4 protein-coding genes are annotated in these 3,399 nt (G+C 63.4%); 2 read left to right on the top strand and 2 right to left on the bottom strand.

What is annotated here, in order from left to right; all coding sequences use genetic code 11:
* Positions 1-780 (bottom strand): glycosyltransferase (locus tag AS96_RS15115; protein ID WP_197017312.1); only part of this gene is annotated, 780 nt, incomplete at its 3' end.
* A 75-nt stretch (positions 781-855) separates the two neighbouring features.
* Here AS96_RS15115 and AS96_RS13205 point away from each other — a divergent pair.
* Positions 856-1,980, top strand: a complete 1,125-nt coding sequence (locus tag AS96_RS13205; RefSeq protein WP_051498886.1) for a DegT/DnrJ/EryC1/StrS family aminotransferase — start codon at positions 856-858, stop codon at positions 1,978-1,980.
* A 25-nt stretch (positions 1,981-2,005) separates the two neighbouring features.
* Entirely contained in the window at positions 2,006-2,944 is a 939-nt protein-coding gene (locus AS96_RS15925; protein ID WP_036290620.1) for a WxcM-like domain-containing protein, read from the top strand.
* Here AS96_RS15925 and AS96_RS13195 read toward each other — a convergent pair.
* Positions 2,936-3,319 (bottom strand): glycosyltransferase family 2 protein, encoded by a 384-nt coding sequence (locus AS96_RS13195; RefSeq protein ID WP_036290617.1) that lies wholly within the window; start codon positions 3,317-3,319, stop codon positions 2,936-2,938. The two genes, AS96_RS15925 and AS96_RS13195, sit on opposite strands and share 9 nt — an antisense overlap.
* Positions 3,320-3,399 lie beyond the last annotated feature (80 nt).

Raw genomic sequence — 3,399 nt, 5'->3', positions numbered from 1 at the left:
TCTCGCGACACACCTCAAGGATCGCCCACCCGCCCCACAACAGCATTTAGCAACACGGCCTAGCCCCGCCAGATCGATGGGCGGGAGCAAAGAACGGGAATGACGATGATTCACTCCACCTGCGCTGCGAACACGGTAGAAGAACACCGTGCCTGGCACGGACGCGTGCGTGATCCCAGCCGTGACCGTATCGATGTTCCACACCCAGTCCTCCGGCCCGTATCCGAGTTCAGGATCCAGCGACCGGAAGGGAAACCGTGCATAGGTCGCGTGACGGGCGACGGATGATGACGGCCACAAATTGTGCCGGAGTAGGTCCCGGTAGTCGACGTGGCCGCCCAGCATACTGTCGACCTCCCAAAGCAACGAACGCGCACCGAAACTCAACACATACTGCGGGTGCGCGACCATCTCCACCTCACTCCTCCTAAGCAGGGTGATGGCCTCGGCGAAATAGTTCACGGAAACGAGGTCGTCTCCGTCCACGAGCGCGACGAACTCCCCAGCCGCGGTCGACACTCCGACATTGCGAGCGGCGCCAGATTCGCCGAGATCGACCTCGATCACGCGCACCGCAAAGGGCAAGTTCGGCATCGATTCCCATCGCGTGACCTCGACGCGGGTAGCTGCGTCGACGCGGTCTCCGACAAGGAGAAGCTCGGCCGTCAGGCCCAACTCATCGCGCACATGCTCCAGGGCAGCCTGAATAGAACGAAGCGTTGGCCGAAGTAGTCGGCCCTCCGCATGCACCGTAACCACAACTGACAACGCGGGAACCACTTGGGACATACTTCCTCAGAAGTTGGACGTGCGGGAGAAGGAAGACAGGGGACCCCCGCCGCTTACAATTGTGCCATGGCCGACCTGCCGAACTCCGTGAGCAACCCCGCTAACTCGGCACCCGTCATCCGCGTTTCAGACCCGGCACGCGCCGCGATTGCGGACCAAAAGATTATCGCGTCCGCGTTTCAACGAGTGCTGTCGTCAGGGTGGTTCATCCTCGGCCCCGAGAACGAAGCACTCGAACAGGAGTTGGCCACCGCCGCATCCGTCGCATACGCCGTCGTCGTCGGTAGCGGTACCGCTGCCTTGGAAATCGCCCTGGCTGCTGTGGGAGTCGGCGCCGGGAGGCCCGTTTACACCGCAGCCAACGCCGGCGGCTATGCCGCCGCTGCGGCTCGGAGCCTGGGTGCACCGGTCGTATTTGTCGATGTGGACCCAGACAGCCTGCTAATGACGACTGACACGCTGCAGGAGGCCGTGACAGCGGAAGGGATCAGCCCAGCGGCGGTTGTCGTCACCCACCTCTTCGGGGCTTCCGCGGACGTCGCGGCTCTCGTCGATTGGTGCCGCCCCCGCGGGATCATGGTGATCGAGGACACCGCGCAAGCATTCGGTGGCATGCTTGCGGACCGGCCTCTCGGCTCGATCGGGGACGTCGCCATCACCAGCTTTTATCCCACGAAGAATCTCGGAGCCATCGGCGACGGTGGGGCGATACTCACCTCGCAACCAGAGGTCGCCGCGAAGGCGCGCCAATTGCGTCAATACGGTTGGGAGCAGAAATACGTCGTAACCGACCCGCGCGGCAGGAACTCGCGCATGGACGAGTTTCAAGCGGCGGTCGTCCGGGAGCGCCTTGCGCTCCTACCCACGCTGACTGCTCGCCGCCGTGCCGTCCACCAGGCATACGAAGACGCCACTGACGCGATGGTCAACCGCGTCGCCAGCGGCTTCGTCGCGCACCTCGCCGTCCTTCGAAGTGGCGATCGCGCCGCCGTGCGGGAACACCTGCAGGGAAAGGGGATCAGCACCGATGTGCATTACCCGGTGCCGGACCACCTGCAGCCGATCGAGCGACCTCGGCGAGTTCTCGTTCACGCTGAACGTGCCGCCGCTGAGATTCTCACAGTGCCACTGTTCCCCCATATGACCGACGAAGAGGTGGACCGAGTCGCGACGGCACTCCGTTCACTCTGACCTCTCGACCATCCATAATGGTCAGATGACACCACGGATTCACCCACAGGCACTCTGCGAATCCGAGAACGTCGGTGCCGACACACGCGTGTGGGCATTCGCCCACATCCTGCCCGGAGCAGTCATAGGCACGGACTGCAACATCTGCGACGGCGTCTTCATCGAGAACGATGTCATCGTTGGGGATCGGGTGACCCTCAAGTGCGGCACACAGCTCTGGGACGGTGTCCGCCTGCACGATGATGTGTTCATTGGCCCGAACGCGACGTTCACCAACGACCCGTTCCCGCGGAGCCGCCAGATACCCGCCACATACGCCACAACTGTCGTGGAACGCGGGGCCTCCATTGGAGCGAACGCCACGATCCTGCCCGGGATCACCGTTGGACGCGGCGCCATGGTCGGAGCCGGCAGCGTCGTGACCCACGACGTCCCGCCGGGGGCGATAGTGGTTGGCAACCCGGCACGGATTTCCGGCTATGTCGACAGCACGACGTTACGCGTGACGCCGACTCCACAGACTCCAGAGCAGGCACCGCCGCTGCGCAACGGAAGTCGGCTCATCCGCCTGACATCCGCGAAGGATGCCCGAGGCAGCCTCAGTGTGGGCGAGTTCCAAAGGGAGGTTCCGTTCCCGGTGTCGCGCTTCTTCGCTGTCTATGACGTACCGTCAAGAGAAGTGCGCGGCGAGCACGCCCACCGTCGCTGCCAGCAGTTTCTCGTCTGTGTGAGCGGAAGCGTCAGCGTCATGGCTGATGATGGACACCACAGGTTCGAAGCCGTTCTCGACTCGCCGGAAATTGGGCTGTTCATGCCCCCTATGACCTGGGGGACCCAGTACAACTACAGCGCGGACGCGGTGCTGTTGGTGCTCGCCTCCGATCCGTATGATCCCGACGATTACATTCGCGACTACGACAATTTCCTGGCCGCAACGGCCGCTGCTCCCGCAGCTTCAGAGTGAGCCCGCCCCGATCCGGGCGATGCGGTCTCGAATGATCTCGTCCCACCCCGCGTCACTACCGCGAATGCCATCGAGAATGCGAAGGAGGCTACCCTCCATCGCCGCATGCCACTCCTGAGCGTGGGACATCGACCCGGGGAGATTCCGGTAGGCGGTGACGACCCCCGGCGTGTATGCGACGCCATACTGACGGCCGAGCTTCAGCCACATGTCGTAGTCCTCGAAGACGAGCGACTCATCCCAGCCCCCCGCATTGCGAACGGCGGACGTACGCATCGCAACCGCGGGAGCCGGAACCACATTCTCCTGGAGCATCCGGCTCATGAACTCGTACCGGCGATCGGGTCCGATGAGACCGTCGAGCCTGGGGAGCACATCATGCGTCGCCAACTCTAGGGCGTGTTGATCAAGAGGTTCCGCTCCTCGGTGGGTGAGTCTTGAACGGTGACGCGACA

Source organism: Microbacterium sp. MRS-1 (genome assembly GCF_000585455.1).
In the GTDB taxonomy this organism is placed as follows: Bacteria; Actinomycetota; Actinomycetes; order Actinomycetales; family Microbacteriaceae; genus Microbacterium; species Microbacterium laevaniformans.
This window is presented reverse-complemented; position numbering and strand designations above follow the sequence as displayed.